Origin of the sequence: Haloarchaeobius caseinilyticus (assembly GCF_051207395.1) — an archaeon.
Classification (GTDB): domain Archaea; phylum Halobacteriota; class Halobacteria; order Halobacteriales; family Natrialbaceae; genus Haloarchaeobius.
Genome location: NZ_JBPJZC010000001.1, coordinates 1,456,236 through 1,481,343, shown reverse-complemented (window position 1 = coordinate 1,481,343; position 25,108 = coordinate 1,456,236). Strand labels below are relative to the sequence as shown.

Genomic DNA, 25,108 nt, shown 5'->3' with positions numbered 1-25,108 from the left:
TTACCCGGCGAGCAACTGCGGCCCCATGACGAGCGTGAGGAAGCTGAACAGCATCGTCAGCCCCACCGTCGTCGTCACCAACCGGACGCGACCGCGGGTCGCCTTGATGGGCAACCGCGACATGACTGCCTCGGTCGAGGTCCGAAGGATGTGCCCGCCGTCGAGCGGGAACGCCGGGATGCAGTTGAAGAAGCCGAGCTGGACGTTGATCCAGCCGGTCCAGAACAGCAGGTTGGCGAGCAAGAACACGCCGCCGCCCAGGAACGCGAGCGGGCCGTCGACGACGAAGAAGTTCGTCATCTCGCCGGTGAAGCCCGCGAAGTTGTACGGGAGCGAACCAGCACCGCCGGAGGCGACGCCCGCGACGGGGAGGATGAGGGTCAGGAGCATCTTCCCGAAGAAGGACTGGGCGAACTGGTTCAACCCGGACTGGTCACCGCCGCCGAGCAGTGCGAGGTAGTTGTTCGACGGGTAGAACTGGAGTCCGAGGTCGGTCACGACCAGCCCCGTCGTCCCCTGCGCGATGCCGAGGACGCCGAGATGTGACGACCCATCGCTGTCGCCCATCGTCACCTGATACGTCTCTTTCTGGCCGTCCACGTAGGCGACGATCGGGACAGTCTGGCCCGGTTCGGTGTCGTCGATACCGGCAGCGAGTGCTTCCCAGTCGGCCGTCCGCTGGCCGTCGATGCTCGTGACGATGACCGTCTCACCTTCCGGTGCGCCAGCGTCTGCGAGCGGACCGCCAGCCTGTATCTGCGTGTACGCGCCAGCGACAAAATCGGTCGTCTTCGTCTCGCCGTCGGGCGTCTCCGCGGTTACGGTCACCGGCCCCGACGAGTTCGCGAGCGCCCGTTTGAACTCGTTCGTCGTCGCCACCGGCGTCCCGTTCACGGACGTGATGGTCGACCGGATGTCTAACCCGGTTGGGCCGTCCTGTAGCGACTCGGTCACCAGCACCGAGCGCTCCATCGTCCGCGTGTCCGCACCGTTCACCTCGATTTGGACCGTCTGCTGGTCGGTCGCAGAGAGTAACTCTCCGAGGTGTGAGTTGTTCTCGACGGCCGTGCCGTCGACCGCAGTCACTCTATCACCGAACTGCAAGTCGGCGTCGGCGGCCGACGACCCCGGCAGCGTCCCACCGACGTGGGCACCGCTTGCGAGGGCGATGGACCCAGAGACGGGGCCGAACAGCAGCGCGAAGACGATGAGTGTAATCGCGAAGTTGTTCGTCACGCCCGCGGCGAACATCCGGGTCTGGCCGCCGCGATTCGCTTTCCGGCGGTCTTCCTCGTCCGGTTCGACGAAGGCCGCGATGGGTAGGATTGCGAGCAGGCCGACGCCCATCGACTCGATACGGATGTCCTCGACACGGCAGAGCAGGCCGTGGCCGCCCTCGTGGACGACGAGGCCGACCAGCAGGCCGAACAGGATTTCAGGGGCAACCGACAGCGGGAGGAAGTCGTTCACGCCCGGGATGACCAGCACGTTCTTCGGCTGGTTCACCGCGCTCGGTGCCGGCGGGTTCTGGATGATGGCGATTGCGCCCTGCAACAGGAAGAGGAACGCGCCAGCCATCACGACGAGTGCGATACCCACCCCGATGTTCGCCCACGCTCGCCAGAACCGTTTGGGGCCGGCGAGCCATTCGAGGAACTCCTTCCCTCGTTGCGTGTGCAACAGCAGGATCGGGCCCTGCGTCGACACGTACGACGGGAGCAGTCCCTCTCGTTTGGCCAGAATCACCGCCATCCAGTAGGCGAGGAGGCCGACGAGAACCAACTGCAGCGTAGAGACCATTGGCTGTCACTCGGGGTGGGACGGGCAAATGATTTTGGTTTAGGGAGGGTTACCCGAACCGAGCCGGGTTCGGAGCCCGCGAACTGTCCACCGAATCACCTCACTCACGGGAGAATTGCGACCTGTGCGGTCGACCGCAACCTACTCGGGCGAGGCCATCCACATCCTACCAGTGTCACCTACGGTTCACGCGCTCCGCAACGAGATTCGGGTCACTGTCGGGCGGTACGAACGCATGGAGTCCACCGGGTTCACGAAAGAGTCACTCGCGGCAATCTGCGAGGCCGTCGGTGCCGACGTCGACACCGATGGCCGCCCATCGAAGTCCGAGATGCGCCACGGGATACGCGAAAACGTGGCCGACCTCGACGCGGCCGACAGCGGGTCGTTCCGAAAAGCGGACCTCACCGCCATCGCGGTCGAACTGCGCGACGAGTAGCGACTCGCCGCGAGTAGTACCTGCTGCTCAGGCTTCGCGCCGAAGCCGTTCGACGACGAACTCCGTCTCTAACTTCGAGAGGAACTGGCCGAGTTGCGGCCCTTGGTCCTGTCCGAAGAACAGCTGGTAGCCCGCGCCGAAGAACGAGCCCATGTCCATGTCGCGGCGCTTCGCGGACTCGTAGATTTCGCCCTGAATCTCGTCGCCGGTGTGGCCTTCGGCGACGAAGTCGGCGAGTTGGTCGAGGGCCTCGCAGGTCTCCTCGTCGAAGTCCACTTCGGGCAGTTCCTCAAGCACAGTGTAGTTGTACTCGTTGTTGGTGCGCTGTGCCCAGTGTTCGGCGCGTTCGACGCGCTCGAAGGCGGCGTCGATAGCTGCGTCGGAAGCATCCTCGGGGATGTGCCCCTGCTTCTTCGCGTGTTCCAGTCGCGTCTGCTCGTCGGGGAACATCGAGAGGACGGCCGCGAACGTGTACGGTAGTCGGATGCGGTCTTCGTCGACCTCGTCGACGACGAACGGGTAGACGCGCGCTGCGCGCTCGGTCTCCTCCTCGGTGCCCTCTTCCTCGCCGAAGTACAGGCGCTCGAAGCGGTCGAACTCGTCGACCAACTGGTCGAGGCGCTGGATGGAGAAGTCCCGAGCCTTCTTCGGGTCCTTCGCGAAGAAGTACCGGACGACTTCTGGCTCCAGCAGTTCCAAGACTTCGTGGACGAGGATGACGTTGCCTTCTGAGGAGGAGAACGCCTTCCCGTCGAGCGTGAACCACTCGTACACCATCGGGACCGGCGGCTCGTTGCCCAGCAGGTTCCGCGCGATGTCGTCCCCGGAGGGCCACGAGCCTTCGGCGTGGTCCTTGCCGAACGGCTCGAAGTCCACACCCAGAACCTGCCACTGGGCGGGCCACTCGAAGCGCCACGGGAGTTTGCCCTCGCGGAAGGTGGCCGTTCCTTCGTGGCCACAGCCCGAGATTGTGTTGTCGCCTGCTTCCATGTCGGTACAGACGTAGTCGACCGTGCCAGCCTCGGTGTCGATAGCCGTCACCGTCTCCGTAATCTTCCCGCACTCCTCGCAGATGGGGTTGAACGGAACGTAATCCTCGTCGACCTTGTCCTGATACTCGCCCAGAATCTCGCGGGCTTCGTCGGCGTGGTCGAGGATGAACTCGACGACTTCGTCCATCTCGCCGGACTCGTACAGGTCCGTGTTGGACTCGATGTCGAACTCGACTTCGAGCAGTTCGGCACTGCGAGCGATGAGGTTCGAGAAGTGGTCGCCGTAGGAGTCACAGCAGTCGAACGGGTCCGGAATGTCGGTGTAGGGGTGACCCAGATTCCGGCCGAGTGCCCCGGCGTTCACGTCGCCGAGGTCGACGATTTCGCCGTCCAAATCGGCCAGCTTTCGCGGGAGCTTGCGAAGCGGGTCGCGGTCGTCCGCGGTGAACACCTGTCGGACCTCGTGGCCGCGCTCGCGCAGTACTTCGGCGACGAAGTAGCCGCGCATGACCTCGTTCATGTTCCCGAGGTGGGGCACACCAGACGGCGAGATGCCGCCCTTGATGATGATGGGTTCGTCCGGCTCGCGCGCTTCGACTACGTCCGCGATGCGGTCGGCCCAGAAGACGTGTCGTTCGCCGTCGCCCTCGTCGGCGGAGAGGGTGTACGGACTGGTGGCGTCGTCGCTCACCGGTCGCTCACCCCGAAGCGTGTCGATGTCCGTTGCATGGTCGTGCGTACCGCTGTGTCGCTCTTAAGGGTTGTCAAGCAGTGAAAATGGGTCGCAAAGAGAGACTCGGCTACCGCGTCACTCGGCCCAGTACGTCAGTTCGTCGCCGACGCCCTCGGGGATGATGTCGGTGCCCTCGTGGCCACCGTGGCGGACGGCCTCCAGTACGCGCCTCGGTTCGTTCCCGTCGAGGACGATGGTCCGCATGCCCGAGCGCTGGATGATTTTGGCGGCGAGCAGGTCGACCGGTGCCGAGGAGCCAGCGTTCATCTCCAGTCCGGCGATGGCGTCGACGAGTTCGTCCGCGGAGAGGCGGTCGAACTTCTCGGCCGTCTCGTCTTCGTTCGGGTCGGCAGAGAACACGCCGGGGACCGACGTCGCGTAGACGAGCAGGTCCGCGCCGACGTACTCGGCGACGGCTGCCCCGACGGCGTCGGTCGTCTGTGCGGGTGCGACGCCGCCCATCACGCACACGTCGCCGTTGCGCATGACTTCGCCGGCCTGTTCGTAGTTCTTCGCGGGCGCGGTGACGACGTTCTCGCCGAGCGCGGCGATGAGGAGGCGGGCGTTCAGCCGCGTCACATCGATGCCGAGCTGGTCGAGTTCGATTTCGTTCGCGCCGAGTTCGCGGGCGGTCCCGATGTAGTCACGGGCGACGCCGCCGCCGCCGACGACGGCCGCGACCTGGCACCCGTCCGCGACGAGTTCGTTGACGACATCGGCGAACGCGGAGACCCGGGCCGCATCGAGTTCCGGCGCGAGGACGCTGCCACCGACGGAGACGACTACCTTCATGTTATGCCGGTGTAGCCGACTACGTCTCTTAAGGGTTGCCAAGTTCGTGGCGTCTCTCCGCGAGACTGAGTGATTCGGCGGGCTCAGCCCGATCCGACTACGCCGGTTTCCGGCGCGAAGCAAGCTAACCCTGCTGCGGCTAAACAACCGCTAACAGCGGGTTAGGCGGTTCATATGGGCGTTTGAGCCCGTGAACCAACCGTCTCTCTTTTATGTCAACGACGCTATTGTTGGGGTATGCTCGGGATGGTCGTCGCGTCCGTTGCTGGCCTCGCATGCTGTGGCGTCATCGGCTACGCCGCACAGCGTCGCATCGACGGGACGCTCTCGACCACGGACCTTCGGCGGGTGGTGGGGACGACGTTCGCGGCACTCACGTTCGTCGCCATCGCGTTCGGGGCCGAGACCGGTCGGGCCGAGGCAGGCCGACTCGTCGGCGGGGTTTTACTCTGTCTCACGCTCGTCGTCGCCAAAGATTCGTTGTTCGCGGTGTGTGTGCGACTGGTCCTGCTTCCAGTCGGTGTCCTCAGAGTCGGCTGGCTTCGTTCGCTCGGCTGGCTCCGGTCACTCAACCTCGCCTGGAAACAGTTCTGAACGCAACCTACAAGCGCGTGCCGTCCTTCGATCGTTCTATGTACGTAGTCGGTGTCGCCGGGCCAGCCGATGCAGGCAGGAGGACACTCGCCTCGCAGGTCGTCTCGCACCTCGCCGAGACCGGCCGGGTGGCGACCGTCGAGGAACACGACGACTCGGCGTCGACGGCGGCCGACCGTGGCGGTGCGGGCGTCCACTACGCGCTCGGCGACTCGTCGTGGTCGGCGACGGGCGACGAGCGGACGCTTTCTGAGACGCTTTCGGACCTCGCACCCGCCTACGACTACTGCGTCCTCGACGGGTTCGCCGACGCAGTTGTCCCGCAGATTCGTCTCGGCGAGGACGCGCTCACCGACGAGACGGGCACCAGCACAGAAGCCGACAGCGACAGGCTGCTCGCGACGGCGGCACGCGCGGAGGATGTAGACGTTCCAACTGTGTGTGAAGAACTCACCGCCACCGATCCATACGAGTGCCTCGACTCGCTGGTCGCGCAAGTGAAGCGCTCGGCAGACGCCGAGAAGGCAGGTGCCATCGCCACGTTCACCGGGCGTGTCCGCGCGAAAGAGGACGACGAAGACGACTTCACGGAGTCGCTGACGTTCGAGAAGTACGAGGGCGTCGCTGCAGACCGAATGCGCGTCATCGAGCGCGAACTCGAAGCCCGTGACGGGGTGTTCGAGGTCGTCATGCACCACCGAACCGGCGTCATCCCCTACGGCGAGGACATCGTCTTCGTCGTCGTCCTCGCTGGCCATCGTGGCGAGGCGTTCGAAACTGTCGAAGACGGCATCAATAGGCTCAAAGACGAAGTGCCTATATTCAAAAAAGAGCGAACGACCGAGGAGTCGTTCTGGGTTCACGACCGTCGATGAACGAAAATTACCACTTGCAGTCACCGCCTGAACGACTATGTTCCGAAAAATAGAACGAGAAATTATCTGTCTCTTTGCTGGATGTGCTATACCGGTTCTAAAGCATTAGAACCGATTTTAAAATTTCTAACGGTTTCTGGTGCCGTAAGAACTGGTGCAAAATCACCCGAAAAACACGTTACTAAATCGATTTATCTCGAATCGTGGAAAAACAGCTCAAAGCATCTGCCCCTTATACCATCCCACAGTGGATAGGATGGAGTGAGGCGAAAGCAAATGAGCGCAACCCAGAACCCCTCCACCGAAAGCGAGCCCGTGAACAAAGAGACACGTCTTGCCGACTACCTGCGCGAAAAGGCAAACGAAGGCGAGATGTACTTCAAGTCCAAGTTCATCGCCGACGACGTCGGGCTCTCGCCGAAAGAGATCGGCGCACTGATGGTCAAGCTCCGTGACTCCGCGGTCGACCTCGAAATCGAGAAGTGGTCGTACACGAGCGCGACGACCTGGCGCGTCGAGTCCGCGTAAGCCCTCACCACGCGGTCGCCCCACGCCGCCCCAACGCTGGTCACCCGGCACCCCACACCCCATCCGGGGTCCCACACCAACTCCACCAACACTCCCACGCCGGCCCGGTGACGACGCATCGTCATCCCACACCTGTCGTCGCCAGTTCGTCGGTCCCCGCAGACGCCGCGTCGCCCTGACGCGGACTCCCCACTGCTGTCTCTCTTGAAGCGATGCCGTAGAGCGACAGCACTGCTTCGGCCCTCCACCTCCTTGCCCCGGCAGAGTCACCGTCGGGTGAGTCGATTCCGCCCTCGTTGCGAAGCGACCGCCTGCCCGCCGTGGGTTTTTACGACAGGCGGCCGTAGAACGAGCAATGGCTGCTAGCGACCCGTCATCGCCAGAACGGGGTCCCCCACTCTCGGCGTTCACCGAGGATTTCTACGTCGAAGAGGTGCGAATCGACGGTGAGACGCTGTACTATTACGGGATGCCGCTCAAACCGCCCGAGGTCGTCATGCAGAACGTCTGGCAGGCGTTCTACGACACTGGGCTCGAGCCACAACTCACCACGAAATCGGGTCGCTACGTCATCGTCGCCGAGCCGAAATCACACGGTATCGACGGGTTCCCGTGGAAGAACGTCCTGTTGTTCGTCGCGACCGTCTTCTCGACGCTGCTCGTCGGCGCACAGTGGTTCTACGTCGACCCGATACAGGAACCGATTCGTGCGATAACCGTCGCGTGGCCCTTCTCTGCGGCCATCCTGTTCGTCCTCGGGACGCACGAACTCGGCCACTACGCGATGAGTCGCTACCACGACGTGGACGCCTCGTTGCCCTACTTCATCCCGTTTCCGACGCTCATCGGGACGATGGGTGCGGTCATCCGGATGCGTGGGCGGATGCCCGACCGGAAAGCACTGTTCGACATCGGCGCGGCGGGACCGCTCGCTGGACTGGTCGCGACGGTCATCGTCACCATCGTCGGTCTGCAGTTGCCGCCAGTGTCGGCTCCGCCGGGGTTCGACCCTGGGCCGGACCCGGTGACCATCGAACTGATGTTCCCGCCGCTCATCAAAATTCTCGCCACGCTGACGAACCAGCCGCTGACGTATCAGGACCCGCTGACGAACGTCCATCCGGTCGTCATCGGCGGCTGGGCTGGCTGTTTCGTCACGCTGCTCAACCTCATTCCGGTGGGGCAGTTAGACGGTGGGCACATCATGCGGGCGATGTTCGGCGAGCGCCACGACACCGTGGCGACGCTGGTTCCCGTCGGCCTGTTCGGCCTCGCGGGCTACCTCCACTACATCGAACACTACTCGCTGAACAACGTGTTCATCTGGATATTCTGGGGTGGTCTCGCCGCGTTCGTCGCCGCTGCCGGGTCGGCCCGACCGGTGCGCGACGACGACGACCTCGGGACGGCCAGGATGGCCATCGGGTTCCTCACGTTCGCGCTCGGGTTGCTGTGCTTCATGTCCGTCCCAGTCGCGATTGTGAACTGAGTCTGCCAATCGCGGTCCGGAGCGTCTCGCAACTGGACTTCTTTCCGACGAGTGCTGCTCCTCTGCCGAGTAGACCACTACTGCTGGTGCAGATGACCGCAGCCACAGCCTCCCCAACCGATTCGCTCGTTTCACTCGCTCATCCCTCGCGCGGCTACCGCCCGGGGTCTCACTATCGTTCGACACCCGGGCCAGCGCGCGCCAGAGCGGTTGTGACGCCCCAGTCGCTACTCGAAAATCGGTCGTCGAAGTTCCAGATTGCTTGGCTGCCCGGTCACTCGCCGTGCGTGAACCCGTCGTCGGGCAGCGGGTCACCGTCCATCGTGACGCCCGATTCGGTCACGTCGCCGATGACCGAAAACGGGGTCGGACAGGCGTCGCGGGCGGCGTCGAGGCTGTCTCGCGGGAGCGTGAACACGAGTTCGAAGTCTTCGCCGAAGGCGCAGGCCATGTCGCGTTCGTCGGCTTCGTCGGCGGCGAGTTCTCGCACTGCGTCGTCGACCGGGACTGCGTCGTACTCGACGGCGAAGCCGCAGTCGCTCGCCTCCGAAAGCTGGTGGAGCGAGCGTGCGAGGCCGTCAGAAGAGTCCATCATCGCGGTCGCGTGTGGCGCGAGCGCGCACCCGGCGGCCACGCGCGGTTCGAACTGGAACAGGTCGTTGGCCCGTTCGACGTCGCCTCGTTCCGTGTCGCCGCGCTCGAACAGTCGGAGGGCGGCAGCCGAGCGCCCGACTGTCCCAGTGACGCAGGCGACCTCGTCTTCGTCTGGGTTCGCACCGGAGCGCCGAATCGGGTCGTCGGTCCGGCCGAGCGCGGTCGTGGCGACCGTGAACTCGGAGTGGGTGTCGAGGTCGCCACCGACGTACTCCGCGTCGACAGCCTCGCAGACGTCACTCGCGCCGGTGACGAACGCGAGCAGGTCGTCTTCGACGAATTCCGGGTCGGCGTACACCGCGACGGCGGCCGTCGCCTCGGCTCCCATCGCGGCCACGTCCGAGAGCGACGCACCGACCGCTCGCCAGCCGGCCGTGTAGCGGGTCGTGCCGGGTGGGAAGTCCGTTCGCTCGTGGAGCATGTCCGTGGTGACGACCTGTCCGTCGACGACGGCCGCGTCGTCGCCAGCGCGTCCAACTGCGTCACCGAGGAGGGAAAGCGCCGCCCGTTCGTCCATACTGCAGGATTTTCGAGGGTACGCTGAAAAATCGACCGGTCGACCGTCGCGTACCGCGAGTGCGTGTCACGCCGCCGGTAAGTCGGTGGGTTCAAGCCAGTCGTGGGCGACGAGGTTGGCATGGCCGGTGACTGGGACGTTCGCGCCATGGTTGCCGGATTCGGTGGCGCAGTTCTCGTCCTCGCGGTGCTCCTCTGGTTCGTCGGTGTCGACGCCGTCATCGAGCAACTCGCCATGGTCGACCTGCGCATCTTCGCGCTGTCCATCGGCGCGTCGCTCGTGTGGCTGCTCGCCTGGGGACTCGCGTTACGCTCTGTTCTCTCGTCGCTCGGCATCCATATCTCGGTGCGGAAAGTGTTCCTCGTCTACGCGGCGGCGACGTTCGCCAACAACGTCACGCCGTTCGGACAGGCTGGCGGCGAACCGTTCAGTGCCTTGCTCATCTCACGAGTTACGGACAACGAGTACGAGACGGGGTTGGCGGCCATCGCGAGTGTCGATGCCATCAACTTCGTCCCCTCCGTCGGTTTCGCGCTCGCGGCCATCGCGTACTACGCCGCGACAGTCACGCTCACCGACCGGCTCGCCGACGCGGCGGTCGTCGTCGTGCTCATGACTGTCTGTCTCTCCGCCGGCGCGTACGTCGGCTGGCACAATCGATACCGTGTCGAAGAGGTGGTCGTGCGAGTCGTCTCGCCGATTATCCAGCGGGTGGGCCGCCTCATTCCGTCACGGTCTCCCCCGACGCCAGACGCGATTCGTCACCGTATCGAGGGCTTCTTCGCCACCATCGAACGAGTCGCCACGGACCGTGTCTCGATGCTGGCCACGCTGTCGTTCTCGGCCATCGGGTGGCTCATGCTCATCGTCTGCCTCTGGCTGTCGATGTACGCACTCGGCCTCCGGGGTGAGGGGCTGTTCGTCGCCGCGATGCTCGCGGTCCCCCTCGGGAGCGTCGCCAGCGTCACACCACTGCCGGGCGGACTCGGCGGTATCGAGACCGTCCTGTTGATGATTTTACCGACCGTCACTGGTGTCGAAGCAGCGACTATCAGTGCGGCCATCTTGCTCCACCGCATCGGCACCTACTGGGTTCCCGTCCTCGTTGGGGGCAGTGCCACAGCGGCCCTCGGTGCTGCCGACCGGGGGTAGTCTGGGAAGAAGACGATGGCCTTTTAACCCGCGCGAGGGAACGACACGTCAATGACGACGATGTACGACGTTCCGGCGGACGCGCTCATCGAGGCGCTCGCCGAAGACCTCGAGGGACGACTCGAGGCACCCGAGTGGATCGAATTCACGAAGACAGGCGCAAACCGTGAACTGCCCCCGGAGCAGGACAACTTCTGGGCCATCCGCGCAGGCTCCCTGCTGCGGAAGGTCGCCGACAACGGCCCGGTCGGTGTCGACCGCCTCTCCACCGAGTACGGTGGCTCGAAGAAGGGGTCGACGCGCTACCGCGTCGCCAAGGCACACAGCGCCAGCGGCTCGAAGAAGGTCATCCGGACCATCCTCCAGCAGCTCGAAGACGAAGGTCTCATTCAGACGCAGAAGGGTCAGGGCCGCAATATCACCGACGAGGGTCGCAGCCTCCTCGACAACACGGCGGACCAGGTCATGGAAGACCTCGACCGTCCGGAACTCGAACGGTACGCCTGAACACGGACTTCTCCGTTTTACAGCGTCGGTAGCGACTGCCATCTCGACAGTCGAAACGATTTTCCTGCTTAATCGACTACGTGCCCACATGAGCGGAAGTTCCGACGAGGACGAACTCGAACGGCTTCGACGCGAGAAGATGGAACAGATGAAAGAACAGCAGCAGGGTGGCGGCGCCGACGCCGAAACGCAAGAGGCCATGCAAGAGCAGGCCGAAGCACAGAAGCAGGCTCTGTTGCGTCAGTACCTCACCGCCGACGCGCGCCAGCGGCTCAACTCGGTGAAGATGTCCAAGCCGGACTTCGGTGAGCAGGTCGAACAGCAAGTCGTCGCCCTCGCCCGCTCCGGTCGCATTCAGGGTAAGATAGACGAAGACAAAATGAAGGCCCTGCTGCGCGAGCTCAAGCCCGACTCCAAGAGCTTCAACATCCGTCGCTGATGCGGCTCGGACTCCTCTACAGCGGAGGGAAAGACTCCACGCTCGCTGCACTCCTCTGCTCGGAGTTCTACGACGTGACACTCGTCACCGGTCACTTCGGCGTGACCGAGGACTGGGAACACGCCCGTGACGCAGCCGCGGCTGTCGGCTTCGACCACGAGCGACTCGAACTCGACCGGTCGGTCGCCGAGTCCGCAGTGGACCGACTCGTCACCGACGGCTTCCCGCGCAACGCCATCCAGCACGTCCACGAACACGCACTGGAACGCCTCGCCGAGGCGGGCTTCGACGCCATCGCGGATGGGACGCGCCGTGACGACCGAGTTCCGACCGTCTCGCGTGCGCAAGCCCAAAGTCTCGAAGACCGCCACGATGTGGACTACATCGCGCCGCTGTCTGGCTTCGGTCGTGGTGCGGTCGACCGACTCGTCAGGGCGGAGCTCGACGTGACTATCGGGCCGAGCGAGGAGATTCGTCGAGCAGACTACGAGGCCGAGTTGCGTGCGATTCTGGCCGAACGCGAGGGGGAAGGCGCGATTCACGAGGTCTTCCCGGCCCACGACCAGACGTTCGTCACCGGAACGCGCTGACCTCGTTTTCGCCCGGTCTCCTGTCGGTTACTGTCAGGAATAATTTATAACACCGCCGGGTCTGCTGTCGCATGGACCGTCGACGCTTTCTCGCAGGTGTCTCTGTCTCCCTCCTCGCCAGCAGTGGCTGTCTCGGCCGCTCCGATTGCTCTCACGTGACGCTGAAGACGAACTTCGCCCCGCCGGACTTGCTCTCGTCGACACCGACCGACCAGCCGTGCGCGTCGGCGATGGACGCCACGATGGCGAGGCCGAGTCCCGACCCATCGGCCCCGGTGTGGCCGCGCTCGAACACCTCGTCTCGTTTCGATTCGGGGATGCCCGGTCCGTCGTCGGCGACGTAGAAGCCGTCGGCGCAGGTCCCGACTTCGACTCGCACGTCGTCGCTGCCGTGCTCGATAGCGTTCCGGAACAGATTCTCGAACAGTTCCACGAGTCGCGAGCGGTCAGCCTCCAGATTGCCGCCGTAGTCGACCGCGAGCGTGGCTGCTTCGGTCTGGACGTTGTCCCACGCGGCCGTCGCCGCGCCGTCCAGCGCCACGGACTCGCGCTCGCCGACGACTCTGCCCTGTCGGGCGAGTTCGAGCGACTCCTGAATGAGGTCGTCCATCCGGTCCAGCGACTGCTTCACGCCCTGCAGGTGCGATGGGTCACCGGTTCGAAAGGTCTCTTCCAGTTCGGCGTGTGCGACGCTCAGTGGGTTGCGCAGGTCGTGACTCACCACGCTGGCGAACTCGTCGAGTCGTTCGCGCTGGCGTTCTGCCTCTCTGGCCGCGATGCGCTGGCGGACCTCGCCTGCCCCGGCGACGGTGCCCGCCCCGACGCCGACGGTCCCCGCGACCAGTGTGAGATACAGTGGGTCGGAGACGTCTACCCCGTCAGTGAGCAGAATGAGCAGGTGCAACGAAGTGACCATCGCGGCGACCATGAAGCCGAACAGCGCGTAGGCGAAGACGGTGAACCGGTCGCGGGTGCCGACGCCATCGCGCTTTAGCTGGCGGTCGACGGTGAGGACGACGAGGCTCGCAGCCAGCGGGAGTGTGCCTTCGAGGACGTCCCGGACCAGCGGTTCCCCGTCGAAGGTTGCGCGTGCGAGGATGGTGACCGCGAGGACGACGCCGAGGGCCGACAGGGGCGACACTGGCAGGTGCTCTGACACCTGCACCAGCCACGCCGTGTCGGTCCGGTCCTCAGTGGCCATGTTCATCGGCCGTTCCGGCCGCGACACTATAACTCTCGGGGGCTAGTGAAGCCGTTCTTGGGAATCAGCGATTCCGACACGACCACTCTGGCGCGCGCGTCCGAGCGTGACTGAGCGGTAGCGAGGTCCGCGGCGGAGATATCGCGCGAGGGATGAGCACCACAGCGAACCGGAGGTGAGCGAGGAGCGCAATCGGGTGGGGAGGACGTGGCTGCGGTATGTACCGTCGTGACTCTTGGACTGCTCGTCGCCGCCAGCGACCATTACACAAGCAGAATAGTGATTCGTGACCTTTGTGCTCGAAACGGTCCTCACATCGACGAACCCTGACTGAACACTTTCCACACCTACCAGCTACCCAACCAAGACCGGCCGCGATGAAAGCTTTCAAGCGCGCTCTTGCCGAACCGCGGCGTATGTACGAGGGACTCAAGGGTTTCCGCGATTTCTACCCCGCCGAGATGGCCGCCTATCGGGAGGTCATCGACACCGTCGAGGAGACGGCCCGGGGCTACGGCTTCCGCGAAATCGCCACGCCCGCGCTCGAACGCGCCGAGATGTGGACGGACAAGAGCGGCGACGACATCGTCGACGAGCTATACGCCTTCGAGGACAAGGGCGGCCGCCTCGTCACGCTCACGCCGGAACTGACCCCGACGGTCGCGCGGATGGTCGTCGCCAAACAGCAGGAACTCTCGAAGCCTATCAAGTGGTTCTCGACGCGCCCGTTCTGGCGCTACGAGCAGGTCCAGCAGGGTCGCTTCCGCGAGTTCTACCAGGCGAACATGGACATCTTCGGGTCGTCCGAACCGGACGCCGACGCCGAGATTCTGGCCTACTGCGCGGACATGCTCACGAACCTCGGCCTGACGAACGAGGACTTCGAGTTCCGCGTCTCGCACCGAGACATCCTCGGCGAACTCCTGAACGAGTTCGACGCAGACGTGAACGAGCGCGACGCCATCCGCGCGGTCGACAAGCGCGCGAAGGTCGAGGAGAACGAGTACCTCGACCTGCTGTACGAGGCCGGCCTCTCCTACGACCAGGCCCGCGAGTTCGACGACCTGCTCCTCGCCGGGAACGAAGACCTCGCCGAACTCACGGCGTGGTCCGACAGCGAGGCGGTCCACGACGCCGTGGCCAACCTCGAAAACGTGCTCGCCGCGACCGAGGACTTCGGCGTCCGCGAATACTGCGACGTGTCGCTGACGACGGCTCGTGGTCTCGACTACTACACTGGCGTCGTCTTCGAGTGCTTCGACTCCGCGGGCGAAGTGTCTCGCTCCGTCTTCGGCGGCGGTCGCTACGACGACCTCATCGAGCAGTTCGGCGGCCAGCCGACGCCCGCCGTCGGCGTCGCCCCCGGCGTGATGAACTCGACGCTCCCGCTGTTGCTCCAGCGCGCTGGCGTCTGGCCCGAGGAAGCGGTCTCGACGGACTACTACGTCCTGCAAGTTGGCGACACGCGCCCCGTCGCGGCACAGGTCGCTCGTGACCTGCGCGAGGCCGGAAACGTCGTCGAGACGGACGTCTCCAGCAGAAGCTTCGGCGCACAGATGAACTACGCCGACTCCATCAACGCGGAGACGGTCGTCATCGTCGGCGAACAAGACTTAGAGAACGACGAGTTCACCATCAAGGACATGCACTCCGGCGACCAGACGACGGTCCCGGTCGACGCGTTCCCGGGCGAGTACGACCGCCCGACGCTCGCCGACTTCGAGTAAGCTGACCCGGCCAGTGTCGGCGTCGGTCAGTGAGAACGAATCGCGCACCTGACAAACTGTTTTATCCCTTCCATTCGTCGATTGTGCTGATGTTCGTCATCCTGACGACCGTCCCCGTCGACCCCGACCGACGCGACGAGTTCTGTTCACTCGCCGAAGCACTCGCGGACCGAAGCCAGCGGGAGGCAGGGACCATCGAGTACCGCGTGATGGCCGACCTGACCGACCCGAACACGGTCCGGTTCTTCGAACGCTACGAGGACCAGACGGCGCTGGAAGCCCACACAGAGAGCGAGGAGTACCGAGCGTTCGTCGAGGCACTGCCGGCACTCAGCGACGGCAAGTTGCACAACGTGCAGTTCGAGGTCGACGACGCCATCGACGAGTTCGAGTTCCCGGCAGAAGCGGCGGTTCCAGAGGAATAGTGAGTCGGTCGACGGTTCTGTCCGAGTCGTCTTTTCCAGTCCGAGCGTTCACAGCAACGGGTCGCTGTCGCCGTACACCGCCAGCACCACTGCCGTCGTGTACGTTCCGGGGTCGACCGACGCACTCTCGACGCGAACGTGCGGGTCAGAGAAGTCCCAGTCGCGAAGTTCCTGGCCAGCGGCGAGGCCGCGACGGACACGTTCGTCGATATCTGCTTCGTCCGTATCACCAGACGCTTCGTAGAACAGGCCGCCGTCGGGCGACTGTGCCCAGCCGAGGCCGGCGCTCACGTGGCCTGGTTCGGTACTCGTGGCGCGAGCCTCGACGACGGTGAGGCGCTCGCCGACCGGGCCGAGGTCGGGCGCGGTGCCGACCGGTTGCACCTCGGCTCCCTGCGGGATGACCGAGGAGACGGCGACGAGGTTGTAGTTCTCGACCCCGGCCGCCGCCAGCGCGGCGTCGTACGACGACATCTTCGTCGGGCCGGTCGCGTGTCCCCAGACGACGCTAATCGGGTCCATACTGGCAGCAATCGACGGCGAAGAAAGGGCGTTGCGGTTCGTGTCCTTGGAGTCCGACCGTGAGTCCGTGTGTCCCTGGGTCAGTAGTGATACGCCGCGTGGCCCGCCGAGGGGACGTGTTCGCCGCTCGAATCGCCCGCCTCTATCTTGTCGAGTGCCTCGTGGAAGTCCGTCTCGCGGACTTCGGTGCGGCCGTCGCGGATGGCGAACATGCCGGCTTCGGTGGCGACGCTCTCGATTTCCGCGCCGGAGAAGCCGGTGGTTTCGTCGGCGAGTACCTCGAAGTCCACGTCCTCTGCGAGGTTCATGTTGCGGGTGTGGATGGCGAAGATCTGCTCGCGGCCCTCGCCGTTGGGCTCGGGCACTTCGATGAGACGGTCGAAGCGACCGGGGCGCAGAATCGCGCGGTCGAGCATGTCGTAGCGGTTGGTCGCGGCGATGATGCGGACGTCACCGCGGGCTTCGAAGCCGTCCATCTCGGAGAGGAGTTGCATCATCGTGCGCTGGACCTCGGCGTCGCCGGAGGTCTTCGACTCCGTGCGCGTCGCCGCGATAGCGTCGATTTCGTCGATGAAGATGATGGCGGGTTCGCGCTCGTGGGCGAGTTCGAACAGGTCGCGGACGAGGCGCGAGCCCTCACCGATGAACTTGCGGACGAGTTCCGAGCCAGCCATCTTGATGAACGTCGCGTCGGTCTCGTTGGCGACGGCCTTCGCGAGCATCGTCTTCCCGGTGCCCGGTGGGCCGTGGAGGAGGACGCCCGACGGCGGCTCGATGCCGACCGCTTCGAACTTCTCCGGATCGACGAGTGGTTCTTCGACTGCTTCGCGGACCTCACGGAGCTGTTCGTCGATGCCACCGATGTCCTCGTAGACGACGTTGGGGCTCTCGTCGACTTCCATCGCCTGCGCTCTGGCGTCGGTCTCTTGGGCGAGGATGGTCTGGATGGAGAAGGAATCGTTGACGGCGACGCGGTCACCGGCGCGGAGTTCTTCCGAGAGACGCCGGGAGACGTCCGTGAGGACCTCCTGGTTGTTACCGTGCTGTTTCACGACGGCTTCCTGCTCGTGTTCTTCGAGTTCTTCGACGGTCGCGATGTACAGCGACGAGGTCTTCAGGGCCTCGTTCTCGCGCTCTGTTTTGTCGACTTCTTCTTTGAGTTGTTCGCGGCGGTCGTGGGCAGCGTCGAGCTGCGACGACAGCTGCTCGTGTACCTCCACCACGTCGGCGAAATGCTCTCTGAGTGCAGAGAGGCGCTCGTCCTCGGACATCTCCGGGTCGAGGTCGAGCCGCGGGCGGTCAGGCAACGAAGGACTCCGGGACATGAGTTATCGGTCGTATGCGTGGCGTGTAAAATAGCCTTTGGGTAACGGAGTGCGCGAGAAGATTGATAAGTGTGCAAAAAATCGCATGCAGGCGTCGGGGTGTGTGCTGTTCTCACGGTCGAGGGTGGAACAATATCGATGTCGGTACCGTTGGGCGAGAACCGTGTCACACACCGGCGGTCACGGGGTGATCGTCACGCTTCAGCGGTCGAACGCGTAGACGACTCCCTCGTCGCTCGCGGCGAACACGCTGTCGCCCGTGAGCCGCGGTCGACTGATGAGTGAGTCGGGTGCGGTGTAGGCCGTCCGCACCTCGCCGGTCGCGCGTTCGAGTTCGACCAGTGCCGTGTCGTCGTAGTCGGTCCCGACGAACACCGATCCGCCGGTGAGTGCGGGTTCTGAACACTGGAATACGTCACGGTAGCCGGTGAACACGGCCCACTGTTGGTCGCCACCGGGACCGACTGCCTCCAGTTCGTCCCCGTTGATGTCGACCGAGCGCTCGGCGACGACGCCCAGCCCGTCGGCCGCCATGGAGACGATACTCGCCCCGCGGTCACCACGCCACGAGATAGCCCCGCTGTCGGTGTCCATCCCCACGACGCGCCCCTCGACGGCCGCGTACAAGTTGTTGCCACCGCTGGCGACTGCCGTCGCCTTCACCTCGGTCGACCAGCGAACCTCGCCAGTCGCGGCCTCGAACGCCCCCAGTCCGTCGTCGACCGCGGCGACGACGGCACCGTCGACGAGGACCGGGTCCCGGTACGGCGAGTAGGCGTCACCACAGGGTGCACCGCCACGCCACTGAATCGCGCCCGTCGCCGGGTCGAGCGCGAACAGGCGTCGCTTGGTGTCGACGTAGAGACTCGTGTCGCCGAGGACCACGCCAGTCACCGACGAGTGGAACGCCTCGCTCGTCCACGCCACCTCGCCGCTGTCGCGGTCGTACGCGGTGACACCGTACTCGTCACCGAGGTACACGCGCTCGTCGTCGTCGACCGGTCCGGCGGCTGTCTCGTCCGTGACGGTGGTCGTCCACACTGGAGCGCCATCGTCACCGAGGACTGCTAACTGGCCGTCCATCCGGACGTTTTCGACCAGGACCGGGAGGTCGTCGTGGTAGCCGCCGAGCGTCGCGTCCGTCGGGTTCGCGCCGTCGGGGCCGGGGAGTTCGCGTCGCCAGCGCCAATCGGTCGTCTCCGTTTCGTCTCGGCTCGTCTGCTGGGTCGTCCCAGCACCCACGGCTGCAGTCGCACTCGCACCGAGTGAGGCCGCGCCACCCGCGGTCGCAAGCATCTGGAGGGCCGTTCGCCGGTCGTATCGAGGACCGTGCGTCATGAAACTGTACAGACGCTGCGGGGTGGTTAGTATGGAGTTGGAAAACGGAGGGACCGACTGGGAGCGACCGATTAACCCAGACGTAATCGAAAGCTGAGAGGTCAGCGATACGAGACGGCTGCGCGGCCGTCGACGGTCTCAGTGGACGAACCGGAACACGTAGCCATCGCTGCTCGTGGCGTAGTGGCCGTTGTCGCCGTGGCGCACGTGTCTGTCCAGCGGGTGCGACTCGTCCGGCGCAGACGTGTTCACCAGTTCACCAGTTTCCTGGTCGATGTGCAGTAAGACACCGTCTTCAGTGCCGCCTGCGACGGAAGTTTCGGAGTCGGGGGACTGAACTGCTGGCGCGGTGAGTTCGTAGTAGTCGTCTGCGGCCCGCCACTGCTTGGTGCCATCGTGGGAGAAGCCTTCGTAGAGGTCACCTTCGATGTCGATAGTCCGGCCGACGACGACGCCGTAGTCGTTGGTCGCAATCGTCTCGACGTACGCGTCGTTGTTCTCCCAGCGTTGTTCACCGGTGGTGGCGTCGAAGGCGGTTATCCAGTCGCGGTGGCCGACGTACACCGTCTCTTTGTGACCATCGAGCGCCATGACGTACTCGGCCTCGTCGAACGTCCACAGTTCTTCGCCAGTGGCCCGGTCGTAGGCGCGAAGTTCCGTCTGGACCGGCGTGACGACGGCCGTGTCGGTCACGGCCATCTGTCCGACTTCGTCCATCTCGTTCGCACAGCGCGGTCCGGTGTTCCACATGGGTTCGCCGGTGGCTGTGTCGAGCGCCCAGAGGCGACCTTCTGTGTCGACGAACAGCGTGCCGTCGTCGACGGCCAGCGCGTTCACCGAGGTCTTCAGGGTGTCACCGGTGACCGACCACATCGTTTCACCTGACTGACGGTCGATGGCATAGACACCGGTCTCGTCTGCAGTGTACAGGTGCTCTCTGTCGGCAGCGTGGCCGTAGACCGCACTGTACGAGTTCTCCCAGAGGACGTCGCCGTCGGTGCCGAGGCAGCCGACGATGTGCGTCTCCGGGTCTTCGTCCGTCTGGAAGTGGTACGGGAACGTCCACTCTCCGTCGAGGTTGGTTCTGTCGTCCACCGGACCGAGCCAGCCTGACTGGCCGACTACATCGTCCGCGACTTGCGTCTCCCACTTGGTGTCCGAGACCTCGTCTGGGTCGAGTGCGGCGGCGACGGGACTGCCGAGGAGCGCTGCAGCCCCACTGCCTGCGATAACTTTCAGGGCGGTACGTCTGTCGGCGGAGGGTAGTTCCGACATGCAGATGGGACGATAGGTCCCTGGATATTAGCTATCCAGCGACAAACTCGTGGGATGGGTAGAGAACGTACGGTTTTAGATAACTTAATTCTGTGATACTGCGCCGATTCTGCGTGAAAAAGTACGGAAAACCAAAACGAAGGGCGCCTACAGCAACTCGGCCATCTCGTCGAGATACTCGCCGTAGACGTCCAGTGCGGACTGGATGGGTTCGGGCGACGACATGTCGACACCGGCTCCCTGCAACAGTTCGAGCGGGTATTCGCGCGACCCGCGAGCGAGGAAGTTCAGGTAGTCGTCGACTGCGTCGTCGTCGTCCTCGTCGAGGATACCCTGCGAGAGGGCGACGGCGGCGGAGATACCTGTCGCGTACTGGTAGACGTAGAACGAGTAGTAGAAGTGCGGAATGCGCATCCACTCGCGGGCGATGTGCTCGTCGACGTTCGCAGGTTCGTAGAACTCACCCTTGAGGTCGCCGTACACTTCGTCGATGGCGTCGGGCGTGAGCGGCTTGCCCTCTTCGACCATCGTGTGGGTGCGGTGTTCGAAGTCGGCGAACATGGTCTGGCGGTAGAGCGTCGACCGGAACCGTTCGAGGTACTCGTTGAGGACGTGGCGGCGGAACTGCGGGTCCTCGACGGTGTCGAGCAGGTGGTGGGTGAGCAGCGTCTCGTTGACCGTACTCGCCACTTCTGCCACGAAGATTTCGTAGCTGGAGTAGACGTAGGGCTGTTTCTCGCGGGTGTACTCACTGTGGAGCGAGTGGCCCAGCTCGTGGGCCAACGTAAACATCGAAGAAATATCGTCCTGCCAGTTCATCAGGATGAACGGCTGAGTGTCGTAGGTGCCGCCGGAGTACGCACCGGACTGCTTGCCCTTGTTCTCGTACACGTCGACCCAGCGCGACTCCAATCCGTTGGCGACGCGCTGCTGGTAGTCTTCGCCGAGTGCGGCGAGCGAGTCGACGACCCACTCACACGCCTGGTCGTACGGCACGTCGGGACTCTCGGTCTCCGTCATCGGCATGTAGAGGTCCCACATCTCGACTTCGTCCACGTCGAGGGCCTTGCCCTTCAGTTCGGTGTGGCGGTGGAGTTTGTCGACGTTGTCGTGGACCGTGTTGACGAGGTTGTCGTACACCTCGGTCGGGACGTTCGGGCCGTCGAGCGACGCCTCACGTGCCGTCTCGTAGTTTCGGGCCTGCGCCGTCTTCACGTCGGCCTTCGTCGAGTTCTTGAACGTCGTGGCGACCGTGTTGCGCACGTCTGCCCAGTCCTCGTAGAACGACTCGTGGACGGTCTGTCGGAATTCACGGTCCGGATTCTTGAGCAGCGTCGTGAAGTTGTTCTGCGTAATCTGGACTTCCTCGCCGTCGGGCTTTTCGACCGTCGGGAACTCCAGGTCCGCGTTCGACAGCATGTTGTACGTCTCGCTGGCGCCGAAGGTGACCTCGCTCAGGTCGGCCAGCAGTTCCTCGACCTCCGCAGACCGCGTGTGCGGCTTCATGCGGATGACGTCGTCGAGGTAGTGGTCGTACTGTTCGAGGCCGTCGGTGGACTCGATCATCGATTCGAGTTCGTCGCGCGTGAGCGACTGAATCTCGGGGTCGATGAACGACGCCGTCGCGGAGGCGTCGGCCATCAGGGACTGCGAGCGGGCCGTGAAGCCCTGGTACTGCTGGTCGCGTGTGTCCTCGTCCTTTCGCATGCGGGCGAAGGAGGCGACCATGGACACCTCGCGCATAATCTCGTCACGAAGCTCCATCACTTCGAGCAGCGTCTCGCCGTCCTCGGTCGTCCGGCCCTCGTACTCGCCGAGGTCCTCGATGCGAGCCTCCACCGTCTCGAAGGCTTCCTCCCACTCCTCGTCGGACGCGTAGATAGACTCCAAATCCCACTTGTGTTCGGTGTCTATCTCGGACCGTTCAGGGACTGAACTCATGGGGCGGGCTTCGAATCGAAACGACCTAAGCCTTGTCACCTGCTCCCTCGCACCGATGGACAGGGCTGTTCGTCGATGGGCCAGTCAGGGGATTCGACCGAAAAGCAGGACGATGATTCCGCGTGTTCACGTAGCTGGGTGTGTCGTCGCTGGTGTGTCACTCGCCCCAGGCGGCGTCCGCGTTGCGAACCATGTCGGCGTCGCAGTTGGGGCAGGAGACGTTCTCGACTGCACCCTCTTCGGAGTCGAACACGGTCTGACAGACCTGACACTCGTACGTGTGCTGTTCTTTCTGTCCGCCGCGCAGTGCGCTGGTGATGGACTTGATGACTGACATCTGTGTTCTCCACCTGAATCTGGGGAGACGAGCACTATCAACCCAGAGCGTCGTTCAGACGGTTGCTCGACCGTTGCACGGCTGAACAGTGCTGTTTCGGTCGGTTCACCGACGCTACGACGGGCGAGGCGGTGCCCGAAACGGCGTGTTACACTGTCCCACACGAATCGTGGACTGTTTCAGGGGCTGCTCGTCCAATCGGCACTGCTTGCCACGCAAGGTTTTCTCGCCGGGGTGCGCAGTCACTGCCATGCACGACGACGGCGACGAGGCGGCAGTCGACGCGATACTCGGACATCTGTGGCGCGACGACACGCCGTGGCAGGTCCTCACCGACCTGTGTGAGATAGAGAGCCGACTCGCGGGCCACCCGGGAGAGGCCCGAGCAGCCGAGCGCATCGCGGATGCCTTCGAGACGGCGGGGCTGGCCGACGTGACGCACGACACGTCGCCCATCACCCGCTGGACACGGGGCCACACCACCTTCGAAATCACGGACCCGGTCGAACGGTCGTTCGAGGCGGTCGCACTGCCGTACTCGCCAGCGGGCGACCATCGCGGCAGACTGGTCGACGTGGGCTACGGCACGCCAGAGGAAATCGCGGAGACCGACGTCGAAGACGCCATCGTCGTCGCCAGCACGAACACGCCCGCCGACCAGCGGTTCGTCCACCGGATGGAGAAGTACGGACACGCGGTCGACGCCGGGGCCGCGGCGTTCGTCTTCGCCAACCACAAACCCGGACAGTTGCCACCGACCGGGTCGCTCCGCTTCGACGAAGAGGGCGCGATTCCGGGCGTCGGCGTCTCCTACGAGACGGGTGAGTGGCTCCGCGAGTACGCCGAACGCGACGGTGAAGTCCGACTGGCAGTCGACGCGACGACCGACGACGGCGAGACACACGTCGTCCACGGCACCGTCGGCCCGGACACCGACGACGAGATTCTCGTCCTCGCACACTTCGACGCACACGACGTGGGCGAAGGTGCGTTCGACAACGGCTGTGGCATCGCCGTCGTCTGCGGGGTCGCCAGCGCACTGGCCGAACTGGACCACGACTGTCGGGTCAGAATCGCCGGCGTCGGCGGTGAAGAGGTCGGTCTGCTCGGGAGTGAAGCCCTCGCAGAAACGCTCGACACCGACCGGATTCGGGCAGTGATCAACGTCGACGGCGCAGGGCGGCACCGCGACCTGCTCGCGTACACCCACACACATGAGGGTGTCACAGAAGTCGCCGACGCACTCGCCGACGAGACCGGCCATCCGGTCCACGTCGAACCCGACCCGCATCCGTGGAGCGACCACTGGCCGTTCCTCCGCGAGGGCGTGCCGGCCCTCCAACTCCACTCGAAAAGTGCCGAGCGTGGGAGAGGTGTAACACACACGCGGGCGGACACGAGAGATAAGGCGGATTCCCGAACGTTACGAAGCCACGCGATGCTCACCGCCTTACTTGTACGTATGCTGGAACGTAGAAACCTCAGTCGGCTGGACCGAAGCGACCTCCTCGACGCCCTCGTCGAGCAGGATTTCGAACCCGGAATGCGAGCGGCCGGCGTGTGGCCGCAGTAGGTCGGTTTCGACTTCGTTACGAAACGAGTGGTGAGGAACCAACTGACCGACACGTCATGCCGTTACTAGTTTTACTCTCAAAGATTTTATTCGTTAACTCCTAACTGATTTGCATTAATCATCCAATTAAGTTAAGATATGCTTACCTACTAACCACGACGTAGCTACGGTGCGAAACGCGATTTGCCCGAGCGCGCAGGGGGGTGCGCGCGGCGATGGTGTCGTTTCGCGGCACCAGAGCAATAGCTACAATGAGAAAAACGAAGACTACTGTCAACCGGCGTACTGTTCTTACGACACTCGGTGCGGGGGGCCTCGCCCTCGTGGGGGGCACCGGGACTGCGGCGGCACGTGGTGGGTACGGCGGCCGCTATGCTGGGCCACTCGCGGACCCGTGTGGGACGTGTGCTGAGCCGGAGACGTTCAAGTACGACGTGACGATTCGGAACCTGACCGAGGGGCAGCCCTGGACGCCGCCGATGGTGGCCATTCACGATCCCCGTGCGCGACTCTTCGAGGTCGGCGGGTCACCGTACCCCGAACTCGTCTCGCTCGCGAAGGACGCAGACCTCGGGCCGATGAGGGACATGCTCCAGAAGGAGATCGACTGCAATGGGAGCGTCTTCAGTCTCCACTTGGACGACGACGCACTCGTCGCCGACTGTGACCCGCTCCAGACCGGACTGTCGAGCAAGACGACGTTCACCATCGAGACCATCGAACCACGTGCGGTCCTCTCGATGGCGAGCATGATGCTCGCCACGAACGACGGGTTCGCCGGTGTCGACTCGATGAGCCTCCCGGCTCAGTGTGGGCAGACGTGCACCGCGCTCATCGAACCCTACGACGTCGGCTGCGAGTGCAACACCGAAATCGGTGCTGACCTCGTCGAGGAGGCGTTCCTCCTCGCGGACATCCCGCAGTCCGACCTGCAGGCGTCGTCTGCAGACGCCCTCGTCGGTGAGGGCTTCATCGACAACCACCCTGGCATCGGTGGCTACGCTGACCTCGATACGACGGCCCACGGCTGGAGAGGTCCCGTCGGCCTGATGACCGTCACGATGGTCGACCCGTGCTGCCCCGAAGAGGTCGCAAGCCCGTGCCAGTCGTGCCCCGAGGTCGACCCGTGCGCTGACCCGTGCGCTGAGGATGTCGACCCGTGTGCCGACCCATGCCAGGAGCAAGAGGCCGACCCGTGCACTACCACTGCCTGCCCGAGCGGTACGAAGCAGACGGGCTACAGGCCTCGCCGAGCGTTCCCCTACTGAACGCGACTGAGAACTGACTGAGACGGGTCGCGCAGCGAGCGCGACTGTCTTCGACTGTCACCAGAATCTATCCGT

General features: G+C 64.3%; 24 protein-coding genes. 13 read left to right on the top strand and 11 right to left on the bottom strand.

Annotated elements, in window-relative coordinates:
- Nucleotides 1-1,800: a site-2 protease family protein gene (locus ACSC1P_RS07810; RefSeq protein WP_435359577.1), complete on the bottom strand. Its 1,800-nt coding sequence runs from the start codon at nt 1,798-1,800 to the stop codon at nt 1-3.
- A gap of 172 nt (nt 1,801-1,972) precedes the next feature.
- On the opposite strand from ACSC1P_RS07810, the gene ACSC1P_RS07805 reads away from it, so the two are divergent.
- Entirely contained in the window at nt 1,973-2,239 is a 267-nt protein-coding gene (locus ACSC1P_RS07805; RefSeq protein WP_435360265.1) for a hypothetical protein, read from the top strand.
- Nucleotides 2,240-2,266: 27 nt separating this feature from the next.
- Here the strand turns inward: ACSC1P_RS07805 and lysS are convergent, their stop codons facing one another.
- Nucleotides 2,267-3,922 (bottom strand): lysine--tRNA ligase, encoded by a 1,656-nt coding sequence (lysS, locus tag ACSC1P_RS07800; protein ID WP_435359576.1) that lies wholly within the window; start codon nt 3,920-3,922, stop codon nt 2,267-2,269.
- A gap of 117 nt (nt 3,923-4,039) precedes the next feature.
- Nucleotides 4,040-4,756: a UMP kinase gene (gene pyrH, locus ACSC1P_RS07795; RefSeq protein ID WP_435359575.1), complete on the bottom strand. Its 717-nt coding sequence runs from the start codon at nt 4,754-4,756 to the stop codon at nt 4,040-4,042.
- A 237-nt stretch (nt 4,757-4,993) separates the two neighbouring features.
- On the opposite strand from pyrH, the gene ACSC1P_RS07790 reads away from it, so the two are divergent.
- From ACSC1P_RS07790 to ACSC1P_RS07775, 4 genes are all read left to right on the top strand, one after another.
- Entirely contained in the window at nt 4,994-5,350 is a 357-nt protein-coding gene (locus tag ACSC1P_RS07790) for a hypothetical protein (RefSeq protein WP_435359574.1), read from the top strand.
- 38 nt (nt 5,351-5,388) lie between these two features.
- Nucleotides 5,389-6,225 (top strand): molybdopterin synthase, encoded by an 837-nt coding sequence (locus ACSC1P_RS07785; protein ID WP_435359573.1) that lies wholly within the window; start codon nt 5,389-5,391, stop codon nt 6,223-6,225.
- A gap of 276 nt (nt 6,226-6,501) precedes the next feature.
- The gene (locus tag ACSC1P_RS07780) at nt 6,502-6,753 is read left to right on the top strand and encodes a DUF7123 family protein (RefSeq protein WP_435359572.1); all 252 of its coding nucleotides are present in this window, start codon (nt 6,502-6,504) and stop codon (nt 6,751-6,753) included.
- Between the two features lie 355 nt (nt 6,754-7,108).
- Nucleotides 7,109-8,242, top strand: coding sequence for a site-2 protease family protein (locus ACSC1P_RS07775; protein ID WP_435359571.1), 1,134 nt, complete (start codon nt 7,109-7,111; stop codon nt 8,240-8,242).
- 274 nt (nt 8,243-8,516) lie between these two features.
- Here the strand turns inward: ACSC1P_RS07775 and thiL are convergent, their stop codons facing one another.
- Nucleotides 8,517-9,413, bottom strand: coding sequence for a thiamine-phosphate kinase (gene thiL, locus ACSC1P_RS07770; RefSeq protein WP_435359570.1), 897 nt, complete (start codon nt 9,411-9,413; stop codon nt 8,517-8,519).
- Between the two features lie 102 nt (nt 9,414-9,515).
- Here thiL and ACSC1P_RS07765 point away from each other — a divergent pair, with 102 nt between their 5' ends.
- The 4 genes from ACSC1P_RS07765 (at nt 9,516) to ACSC1P_RS07750 (ending at nt 12,101) form a co-directional block, all read left to right on the top strand.
- Nucleotides 9,516-10,565, top strand: a complete 1,050-nt coding sequence (locus ACSC1P_RS07765; RefSeq protein WP_435359569.1) for a lysylphosphatidylglycerol synthase transmembrane domain-containing protein — start codon at nt 9,516-9,518, stop codon at nt 10,563-10,565.
- Nucleotides 10,566-10,616: 51 nt separating this feature from the next.
- Entirely contained in the window at nt 10,617-11,072 is a 456-nt protein-coding gene (locus ACSC1P_RS07760; protein ID WP_435359568.1) for a 30S ribosomal protein S19e, read from the top strand.
- 88 nt (nt 11,073-11,160) lie between these two features.
- A complete protein-coding gene (locus tag ACSC1P_RS07755; RefSeq protein WP_435359567.1) occupies nt 11,161-11,511 on the top strand; it encodes a DNA-binding protein in 351 nt (116 codons plus the stop codon).
- Nucleotides 11,511-12,101: a DUF7411 family protein gene (locus ACSC1P_RS07750; RefSeq protein WP_435359566.1), complete on the top strand. Its 591-nt coding sequence runs from the start codon at nt 11,511-11,513 to the stop codon at nt 12,099-12,101. Before ACSC1P_RS07755 ends, ACSC1P_RS07750 begins: the two co-directional genes overlap by 1 nt.
- A 151-nt stretch (nt 12,102-12,252) precedes the next feature.
- Here ACSC1P_RS07750 and ACSC1P_RS07745 read toward each other — a convergent pair whose 3' ends face one another.
- Nucleotides 12,253-13,302 (bottom strand): sensor histidine kinase, encoded by a 1,050-nt coding sequence (locus ACSC1P_RS07745; RefSeq protein ID WP_435359565.1) that lies wholly within the window; start codon nt 13,300-13,302, stop codon nt 12,253-12,255.
- Between the two features lie 416 nt (nt 13,303-13,718).
- Here ACSC1P_RS07745 and hisS point away from each other — a divergent pair, with 416 nt between their 5' ends.
- Both hisS and ACSC1P_RS07735 read left to right on the top strand, forming a co-directional pair.
- Complete coding sequence (hisS, locus tag ACSC1P_RS07740; protein WP_435359564.1) at nt 13,719-15,029, top strand: histidine--tRNA ligase; 1,311 nt, start codon at nt 13,719-13,721, stop codon at nt 15,027-15,029.
- Between the two features lie 89 nt (nt 15,030-15,118).
- The gene (locus ACSC1P_RS07735) at nt 15,119-15,454 is read left to right on the top strand and encodes a putative quinol monooxygenase (protein WP_435359563.1); all 336 of its coding nucleotides are present in this window, start codon (nt 15,119-15,121) and stop codon (nt 15,452-15,454) included.
- A 48-nt stretch (nt 15,455-15,502) separates the two neighbouring features.
- On the opposite strand, the gene ACSC1P_RS07730 is transcribed toward ACSC1P_RS07735, so the two are convergent.
- The 6 genes from ACSC1P_RS07730 to ACSC1P_RS07705 form a co-directional block, all read right to left on the bottom strand.
- Complete coding sequence (locus tag ACSC1P_RS07730) at nt 15,503-15,976, bottom strand: pyruvoyl-dependent arginine decarboxylase (RefSeq protein WP_435359562.1); 474 nt, start codon at nt 15,974-15,976, stop codon at nt 15,503-15,505.
- An 80-nt stretch (nt 15,977-16,056) separates the two neighbouring features.
- Nucleotides 16,057-17,301, bottom strand: coding sequence for a proteasome-activating nucleotidase Pan2 (gene pan2 / locus ACSC1P_RS07725; protein WP_435359561.1), 1,245 nt, complete (start codon nt 17,299-17,301; stop codon nt 16,057-16,059).
- A 201-nt stretch (nt 17,302-17,502) separates the two neighbouring features.
- On the bottom strand, nt 17,503-18,639 hold the full coding sequence (locus ACSC1P_RS07720) for an outer membrane protein assembly factor BamB family protein (RefSeq protein WP_435359560.1): 1,137 nt from the start codon (nt 18,637-18,639) through the stop codon (nt 17,503-17,505).
- 138 nt (nt 18,640-18,777) lie between these two features.
- Nucleotides 18,778-19,914, bottom strand: coding sequence for an outer membrane protein assembly factor BamB family protein (locus ACSC1P_RS07715; RefSeq protein ID WP_435359559.1), 1,137 nt, complete (start codon nt 19,912-19,914; stop codon nt 18,778-18,780).
- A gap of 147 nt (nt 19,915-20,061) precedes the next feature.
- Entirely contained in the window at nt 20,062-21,855 is a 1,794-nt protein-coding gene (gene pepF, locus ACSC1P_RS07710; RefSeq protein WP_435359558.1) for an oligoendopeptidase F, read from the bottom strand.
- 157 nt (nt 21,856-22,012) lie between these two features.
- Nucleotides 22,013-22,192: a hypothetical protein gene (locus tag ACSC1P_RS07705; RefSeq protein ID WP_435359557.1), complete on the bottom strand. Its 180-nt coding sequence runs from the start codon at nt 22,190-22,192 to the stop codon at nt 22,013-22,015.
- Between the two features lie 250 nt (nt 22,193-22,442).
- Here ACSC1P_RS07705 and ACSC1P_RS07700 point away from each other — a divergent pair, with 250 nt between their 5' ends.
- Both ACSC1P_RS07700 and ACSC1P_RS07695 read left to right on the top strand, forming a co-directional pair.
- Nucleotides 22,443-23,765 (top strand): M28 family peptidase, encoded by a 1,323-nt coding sequence (locus ACSC1P_RS07700; protein WP_435359556.1) that lies wholly within the window; start codon nt 22,443-22,445, stop codon nt 23,763-23,765.
- A gap of 251 nt (nt 23,766-24,016) precedes the next feature.
- On the top strand, nt 24,017-25,033 hold the full coding sequence (locus ACSC1P_RS07695) for a spondin domain-containing protein (RefSeq protein ID WP_435359555.1): 1,017 nt from the start codon (nt 24,017-24,019) through the stop codon (nt 25,031-25,033).
- The last annotated feature ends 75 nt before the right edge of the window (nt 25,034-25,108 follow it).

Excerpts from the sequence above, each read along its gene's own strand:
- ACSC1P_RS07705 (WP_435359557.1), bottom strand. The coding sequence starts at position 22,192 with ATGTCAGTCATCAAGTCCATCACCAGCGCACTGCGCGGCGGACAGAAA.
- ACSC1P_RS07750 (WP_435359566.1), top strand. The coding sequence starts at position 11,511 with ATGCGGCTCGGACTCCTCTACAGCGGAGGGAAAGACTCCACGCTCGCT.
- pyrH (WP_435359575.1), bottom strand. The coding sequence starts at position 4,756 with ATGAAGGTAGTCGTCTCCGTCGGTGGCAGCGTCCTCGCGCCGGAACTC.
- thiL (WP_435359570.1), bottom strand. The coding sequence starts at position 9,413 with ATGGACGAACGGGCGGCGCTTTCCCTCCTCGGTGACGCAGTTGGACGC.
- ACSC1P_RS07780 (WP_435359572.1), top strand. The coding sequence starts at position 6,502 with ATGAGCGCAACCCAGAACCCCTCCACCGAAAGCGAGCCCGTGAACAAA.
- ACSC1P_RS07755 (WP_435359567.1), top strand. The coding sequence starts at position 11,161 with ATGAGCGGAAGTTCCGACGAGGACGAACTCGAACGGCTTCGACGCGAG.
- ACSC1P_RS07695 (WP_435359555.1), top strand. The coding sequence starts at position 24,017 with ATGAGAAAAACGAAGACTACTGTCAACCGGCGTACTGTTCTTACGACA.
- ACSC1P_RS07760 (WP_435359568.1), top strand. The coding sequence starts at position 10,617 with ATGACGACGATGTACGACGTTCCGGCGGACGCGCTCATCGAGGCGCTC.
- hisS (WP_435359564.1), top strand. The coding sequence starts at position 13,719 with ATGTACGAGGGACTCAAGGGTTTCCGCGATTTCTACCCCGCCGAGATG.
- pepF (WP_435359558.1), bottom strand. The coding sequence starts at position 21,855 with ATGAGTTCAGTCCCTGAACGGTCCGAGATAGACACCGAACACAAGTGG.
- ACSC1P_RS07790 (WP_435359574.1), top strand. The coding sequence starts at position 4,994 with ATGCTCGGGATGGTCGTCGCGTCCGTTGCTGGCCTCGCATGCTGTGGC.
- ACSC1P_RS07785 (WP_435359573.1), top strand. The coding sequence starts at position 5,389 with ATGTACGTAGTCGGTGTCGCCGGGCCAGCCGATGCAGGCAGGAGGACA.
- ACSC1P_RS07715 (WP_435359559.1), bottom strand. The coding sequence starts at position 19,914 with ATGTCGGAACTACCCTCCGCCGACAGACGTACCGCCCTGAAAGTTATC.
- ACSC1P_RS07775 (WP_435359571.1), top strand. The coding sequence starts at position 7,109 with ATGGCTGCTAGCGACCCGTCATCGCCAGAACGGGGTCCCCCACTCTCG.
- ACSC1P_RS07735 (WP_435359563.1), top strand. The coding sequence starts at position 15,119 with ATGTTCGTCATCCTGACGACCGTCCCCGTCGACCCCGACCGACGCGAC.
- ACSC1P_RS07810 (WP_435359577.1), bottom strand. The coding sequence starts at position 1,800 with ATGGTCTCTACGCTGCAGTTGGTTCTCGTCGGCCTCCTCGCCTACTGG.
- ACSC1P_RS07720 (WP_435359560.1), bottom strand. The coding sequence starts at position 18,639 with ATGACGCACGGTCCTCGATACGACCGGCGAACGGCCCTCCAGATGCTT.
- ACSC1P_RS07745 (WP_435359565.1), bottom strand. The coding sequence starts at position 13,302 with ATGGCCACTGAGGACCGGACCGACACGGCGTGGCTGGTGCAGGTGTCA.
- ACSC1P_RS07730 (WP_435359562.1), bottom strand. The coding sequence starts at position 15,976 with ATGGACCCGATTAGCGTCGTCTGGGGACACGCGACCGGCCCGACGAAG.
- ACSC1P_RS07700 (WP_435359556.1), top strand. The coding sequence starts at position 22,443 with ATGCACGACGACGGCGACGAGGCGGCAGTCGACGCGATACTCGGACAT.
- pan2 (WP_435359561.1), bottom strand. The coding sequence starts at position 17,301 with ATGTCCCGGAGTCCTTCGTTGCCTGACCGCCCGCGGCTCGACCTCGAC.